Source organism: Rhizobacter sp. (genome assembly GCA_021153565.1).
Classification (GTDB): Bacteria; Pseudomonadota; Gammaproteobacteria; order Burkholderiales; family Burkholderiaceae_C; genus Albitalea.
This window is the reverse complement of record JAJKJU010000300.1, coordinates 1-6751: the sequence shown is the minus strand read 5'-3', so window position 1 is coordinate 6751 and position 6751 is coordinate 1. Positions and strand designations below refer to the sequence as shown.

The window sequence follows — 6751 nt, the reverse complement described above, 5'->3', positions numbered from 1 at the left end:
TGATCGCGCTCCCTCTCCACCGTACCCGGGAGATGGGGTGATCGCGCTCCCTCTCCACCGTACCCGGGAGATGGGGTGATCGCGCTCCCTCTCCACCGTACTCGGGAGAGGGGGTGATTGCGTTCCCTCTCCACCGTGCTTGGGAGACGGGGTGATCGCGTTCCCTCTCCGCCGTACTTGAGAGAGGGGGTGAACGCGCTCCCTCTCCACCGTACTCGGGGGAGAGGGTTGGGGTGAGGGGGCTCCGCGTCCAGGCGATTCGCTTGACTTCAAGGCGCACTACGCCAGCAGCAGATCGTCGCTCCACTTGACGGCCTCCAGCCGCTTGTACTTTTCTCCCTCCTCACGCCGCCCGTCGTACACGATCCGATCCTCGTAGTCAGACAGCCACAGCGCATTCGGATTGCGTCGCGCGATGATGAGATCGCCCTGGCTTGTGGCCGAGTGCGGCGAGCGGTGTACCTTCATTACCACCACGCCTTCGCCGAACACATTCGTCACAGCAGTCGGCCACTGGCCATGCGCCCCGGCGGGCGGCCCGTCGATCACCGACACCACTTCAAGCTTGCCGGCCTCGGTCGACATCGTGTAGCGAGATCGCGCCGTGTCCGACAAGCCCTTTTGCGATTCATTGTGCAGCGCCCACGCCTTTTCTACCGGCACGGCGAAGGCGGTGTGGCCCTCGATCTCGCGGCACTGGAAGAGGTATTTCGGCTTGACGTTGTTGCGCCGAAGTTCCTCTTGCAGGATGCGCAGCGACAGCGCATCGTCGTTCACGCGGGCGATGATGGGCGTCTGGTTCTCGACGCTTACGAAGTCGAAACGCTGCACGGCATCGAGCGCTTCACGCACCGGCGCGAGCCATCGGTAGTAGCCCGCCTCGTTGCAGATGTAATTGTTGTTCACATCGCGCTCCAGCATCTCGTCGGGATGGGTGAAGTGCACGACGAAGTTCACGTGCACGTCTGGAAACTGCTGATGGAAGAACTCGAGCGTGCGCGTGAAGTTCTTGTCGAATCGCTGCGGACGGAAAGCCATCTCCTTGGTGCCCACACGCACGAGATGCACGCCGGCTTCCGCCGCTGCGGCCATGTACTTGTAAACATTCTTGTTCGACAACACCATCGGGTCCCCGCCCGACAGCAGCACTTCGCGAATGGGGTAGCGCGGCTCGCCGGTTCCAGCATCGCGGCCGCCATTGGCGGCGAGCGCGGTGTTGTAGTCGAGGATGTAGGCCTTCAGGTTTTCTGGCTTGATGAGCCCCTTGCCGGTCGAGCCGTTGAAGATGTCCAGCCGATAACAATATCGGCAATGGGCAGAGCAGGCGAGAGCGGTGTAGCCCAGCACGATCTCGTCGTACTTGTGCAGGATCCTGCCCTTCAGGCTGCCCGGGCTGTAGCGGATCTGGTTGGACGGGTCTTTCTCGCCACTCATGTCCTCGGCCTCGGCGAGGATGGGCACCACCAGCGCTTCGAGCGGCTTGCTGGGCGGCATGGCGGGCAGCACGACCTTGCCCTCGGCGTCGCGGTATTCCTCTCCGCGCACCAGTGCCATGTAGTACGGGTTGATGCCGAACATCATGCGCTGGTCTACGCCATGGTCGCGCATCACCTGGATCTGCTGTGCGGGGTAGAAGCGCTCCAGCAGCGGCACCACGTTGTTGCTGTTGAATCGTCCGCGTGCAGGCTTGAGGTCTTGCAGCGGGGTATCGGGCAGGTCTTCCATTGTGACGATCATCATGCAGCGTTCTCCTGGTTCAAAGTGATGTCAGCCACTGCGTGAGCTTGCGTGCACCGCGCAGTGTTTTGGCGAAGATGGCGTGGGTTGCATCGGTGTTCAGCGGTTTGTCGAGTCCGATTTCTCGCGAGGCCTTGAGCGCTTCGCGGCCATCGAATTCGACGTAGGCCAGGCGTGCGCAGAGTTGCCCGGGCGGCAGGCCGAATGCATCGCCGGGCAGCAAGGCGATTCCGGTGTCCGCGAGCAGGCGGGCACACAGAGACTGCGAGCTGTCCACGCCGAGGCGGAGCAAACGCTCGGTGTAGGGCGAAAAGTCGGGGAAGAGGTAGAAGCCGCCGGTGGGCGGATGCACGCGCACGTCGGCGCTGCTCAACTGTTCGGCCACGCTCTGGCCGATTCGTGAGAGCAAGCGGCGCTGATGTGCGAGATAGTTGCGCGTCGCATCGTTCCACCGGTAGGCTTCGCAGGCGGCCATTTGCACCGGCAGCGGTGCGCAGGAATAGGTTTCCGAGGCGATGCCCAGCAAGGTGTCTTTGAATGCGCCAAGCAAGTCGGTGGGAAGCATCGCCACGCCCAGCCGCCATCCGCCCGCGCCGCACCACTTCGACAGGCCGCCGGTGACGATGGTGCCTTCGGGGTAGTGCTTCGCCAGAGAGACATGCGCGCCGCCATGGTTGAGCAGGCCGTAGATCTCGTCGGAAATGACGAGGATGTTGTGCTTGCGAAATTCCTGCGTGAGCGCGATGAGCTCGTCGCCGGTATACGACAGGCCATCTGGATTGCCGGGGTGGTTGAGGACGAGCAGTGACGGAACGCGGCTGTCAGCCTTTTCCTTCACCGCCGCCGCAACAGCTTCGGGCCGCGCCCGCCAACGTTGCTCGAAGTTCGTCGCAACGGTGATCGGCCGGTGCCCGAGCAGGCGGGCCTGCGGTGCATACGATACCCATGCAGGTGAGGGGATGAGCACGTCGAGCTTCTCGAACGCGGCCATCACTGCGTAGAGAAGTACCTTGGAGCCTGGCGCCACCAGCACCTGCTCGGCCCCGATATCGACGCCGTCGCACTCGCTGTGAAAGGCGGCAACATGATCGCGCAGTTCGGGCAGGCCTTGAACCGAGGTGTAGTCCTTGGCGGCGGCATGCAAGCGCAGCGCTTCGACGGCGGCGTCGAGCGGCGGAAAGGGCGACTGCCCGAAGCCGAACTTGAACACCTCCCGGCCGGTGCCTTCGATGTTGCGCGACTGTTCGTTGAGCAACAGCGTTTGCGACTTCTCGACAGTCTTCAGACCTTCATTCCACATCGACCCGACCTCCAGGATGTAAAGGATGGGGCGAAGTCTATGATCAGGGATGCTTAAAGGCACACGTCAATAGATCACGATGATTGATGTGTCGAAAGGATGTTTTGGTGTATTCGTGGCCAGGGGTGGAACGAGGGAATGGGCCTTGCCGCAAACGCCCGTTCCCGGGTTGCAGCCTCTCAGTTGCCGACAAGTCGCTTGGAAGCAATCTCCGCATTACTCCCTCTCCCTCTGGGAGAGGGCGGGGGTGAGGGCGACGGCGGTGGAGAAAGCAAGGCACTTGGATATCAACGGTCGCAGCCCTCACCCCAACCCTCCCAGAGGGAGAGGGAGCAAGGACTACGAAGCCGGAGTTGTGGGTAATCCGAAAGGGCTTCACCCGGGCTACAAGAGCGAAACGCCGGGCAAGGTGAGCAGCGATGTCTCCCTCATCAAGCGCACAAACTCGCTCACATACGCCCGCTCGCTCAGCCGCTGCGGCACGGCCGCGTACAAGCGCCCGATCAAGCCCTCTTCTCCGATGCGCTGACTCGCGACGTATCCGCGGTCGAGGTAGGCCTTCACCGCCCACAAGGGCAATGCCGCAATGCCTCGCCCGCTCGCGACAAGTTGAAGAATCGCCACCGTCAGCTCGCTCGTGCGTCGCGCCGGCGAGATGCCGGCTGGCGCGAGCACGCGCCGCACGAGGTCGAGCATCTCGTCGGGCACGGGGTAGGTGATGAGCGTCTGGCCGGCGAAGTCCGCGGCCTGCAAGGCCGGCTTCCCCAAAAGTGCATGGCCCTGCGGCAGCAGCCCGACGATTTCGAAGCTGAAGAGCGGGTGAAACGCCACGCCAGCCTCCTCCGCTTCATTCAACTCCGACACGATTGCCACCTCTGCGCGGTCTTGATGCAGCAGGCCCACGGGGTCTGCATGAAAGCCGGAGACGATGTCCAACTCCACCTCTGGCCAGCGGGCGCGAAACGCATCCATCGCCGGCATCAGCCAGTCGAAGCAGGTGTGGCATTCGACGGCAATGCGCAGCGCGCCGGCGGCGCCCGACACCAGGCGCGCCACGTCACGCTCGGCGTCATCGACGAAGGGCAGCACGGCGTCGGCCAGTTTCAGAAGGCGCTGCCCCGGCGCCGTGAAGCTCACCGGATTCGACTTTCGCTCAAACACGCTCGCGCCGTAGTGCTCCTCCAGCAACTTGATCTGGTGCGAGAGTGCTGACTGCGTGACGTTGAGCAACTGCGAGGCGCGAGAGAGGTTGCCCGCTTCGCGCAGGGCCACCAGCGTCTTCAGGTGCCGAAGATCAAGCGGAGATTGCAGCGTTGTGTGCATGAGCGATATTCATGATGTTTCGAAAAATCTTTCGCTTGAATCATATTGATCATCGCCCGACCATCGCAAGTCGATTCAACGATGGCCTTGATTCCCATGATTTATGCGCACGTCCCCGGCTTCCCCCGCATCGGCGAACAACGCGAACTGAAGTTCGCCCTCGAGCGCCACTGGCGCGGCGAGATCACCGCCGACGATCTCGACAGCATTGGCCGACAGCTTCGTGCGCGGCATTGGCAACTGCAGCGCGACGCCGGCCTCGATTTCGTGACGGTGGGCGATTTTGCGTTCTACGACCACGTCGCGAACCACATCCAGTTGCTCGGCTGCGAGCCGGCCCGCTTCGACTTCATGCAGCAGGAGCCCGAACTGGCGCGCTACTTCACGCTGGCTCGCGGGGTGGCGCATGAAGTCAAGAGTGGCGATGACTGCGGCTGCGGCAAGACTCCGCGCCACGCGCTGGAGATGACCAAGTGGTTCGACACCAATTACCACTACCTTGTGCCGGAGTTCGGTCCGCAAACGCAGTTCAGCCTTGCATCCAAGCGACTCTTCAAGGAGGTCGACGAGGCGCTGCAGCTGGGTCATCGCGTCAAGCCCGTGCTCATCGGGCCATTGAGCTTCTTGTGGCTGGGCAAGGAGAAGGTCGAAGGCTTCGATCGGCTGAGCCTGTTGCCGGCGTTGGTTCGAACCTATGTCGACATTCTGGAGCGACTGGGTGCCGCGGGCATTCAATGGGTGCAGATCGACGAGCCCATCCTCGGCCTGGACCTGCCTGCCGCATGGCGCGATGCGTTTGGGCGCGCGTACGAAGCGCTTTGCAAAGCGGATGTGTCCCTGATGCTTGCCACCTACTTCTCGCCATTGCAGGACAACTTGGCGCTTGCGTGCAGCCTCCCGGTTGCGGGCCTGCATGTCGACGCTGTGCGCGCCGCCGACGAAATCGATGCCGTCATCGACCGCCTGCCGCTGGGCCGCGAGTTGTCGATCGGCATCGTCGATGGCCGCAACATCTGGCGCAGCGATCTCGATGCTGCACTCGACGTATTACGCCTCGCACTGGAGCGGCGAAACGGACGCCTGTGGATCGCGTCCTCATGCTCGCTGCTTCATGTGCCTGCCAGCCTGCGTGAAGACACCGCGCTCGACGCCGAACTGCAAAGTTGGTTGGCGGGTGCCAGGGAGAAGCTCGACGAAATCGCCACGCTCAAGCGTGCGTTGGTAGAAGGCGCGACTGCCGTGCGGGCCGAACTCTTCGTCTCGCGTTCCGCGCAGGCTGCGCGCGCAAGCAGCTCCCGTGTGAAGAAACCCGCGGTGACGCGCCGGGCCGCCAGCCTCGCGAGTAACGTGGACAGGCGCCACTCCGAATTTGCACTGCGCCAGCGCTTGCGGCGCGCGCGTTTCAAGCTCCCGCCCTTTCCGACGACGACGATCGGCTCCTTCCCGCAGACCTCGGCCATTCGTGCCGCACGCGCAGCATTCAAGCGCGGCGAGTTGTCGGCGGCCAACTATCACGACGCGATGCGCCGCGAGATCGCCCATGCGGTCAAAGTGCAGGAAGACATCGGCATTGACGTGCTGGTGCATGGCGAAGCCGAGCGCAACGACATGGTCGAATACTTCGGTGAGCAGCTGGAAGGCTTCGCCTTCACCGCCAACGGCTGGGTGCAGTCGTACGGATCGCGCTGCGTGAAGCCGCCGGTGCTGTTCGGCGATGTGTCGCGGCCCAAGGCGATGACGGTGGACTGGACGGTGTATGCGCAAAGCCTCACTCGCCGCCCGATGAAGGGCATGCTCACCGGCCCGATCACCATCTTGCAATGGTCCTTCGTGCGCGACGACCAGCCGCGCTCGGACACGGCCTTGCAGATTGCGCTTGCAATCCGCGATGAGGTCGATGACCTCGAACGCGCAGGCATTGCGATCATCCAGATCGACGAACCGGCGATTCGCGAAGGGCTGCCGCTGCGCCGCGCCGCGTGGCCGCATTACCTCCAATGGGCGGCGCGGGCGTTTCGCGTGTCGGCCAGCGGAGTGTCCGACGAGACGCAGATCCACACGCACATGTGCTATTCGGAATTCAACGACATCCTCCCCGAAATCGCGGCCATGGATGCGGACGTCATCACTATCGAGACGAGCCGGTCCGACATGGAATTGCTGCGCGGCTTCGGCGAGTTCGCCTACCCCAACGAGATCGGCCCTGGCGTCTACGACATCCACTCGCCGCGCGTGCCAGAGGTGGACGAGATGGTGCGGCTGATGCGCAAGGCAGCCAAGGTGGTGCCGGCCGAGAACCTGTGGATCAATCCGGACTGTGGATTGAAGACGCGCGGGTGGCCGGAAACGGAGGCGGCGCTGCGGAACATGGTCGAAGCGGCTGGCGTGGTT

At 63.3% G+C, this 6751-nt stretch carries 4 protein-coding genes; 1 reads left to right on the top strand and 3 read right to left on the bottom strand.

Annotated features, from left to right (window positions below):
• Nucleotides 1–279 precede the first annotated feature (279 nt).
• From AC30NL_RS18845 to AC30NL_RS18835, 3 genes are all read right to left on the bottom strand, one after another.
• Nucleotides 280–1740 carry a hypothetical protein gene (locus AC30NL_RS18845; protein ID WP_489465522.1) on the bottom strand — a complete coding sequence of 487 codons (1461 nt, stop codon included), beginning with the start codon at nucleotides 1738–1740 and terminating at the stop codon, nucleotides 280–282.
• 16 nt (nucleotides 1741–1756) lie between these two features.
• Entirely contained in the window at nucleotides 1757–3037 is a 1281-nt protein-coding gene (locus tag AC30NL_RS18840; protein WP_489465521.1) for a pyridoxal phosphate-dependent aminotransferase, read from the bottom strand.
• A 384-nt stretch (nucleotides 3038–3421) separates the two neighbouring features.
• Nucleotides 3422–4360 (bottom strand): LysR family transcriptional regulator, encoded by a 939-nt coding sequence (locus AC30NL_RS18835; RefSeq protein WP_489465520.1) that lies wholly within the window; start codon nucleotides 4358–4360, stop codon nucleotides 3422–3424.
• A gap of 81 nt (nucleotides 4361–4441) precedes the next feature.
• Between AC30NL_RS18835 and metE the strand changes: the two genes are divergently transcribed.
• The coding region (gene metE / locus AC30NL_RS18830) for a 5-methyltetrahydropteroyltriglutamate--homocysteine S-methyltransferase (protein ID WP_489465519.1) at nucleotides 4442–6751 on the top strand (2310 nt) is incomplete at its 3' end.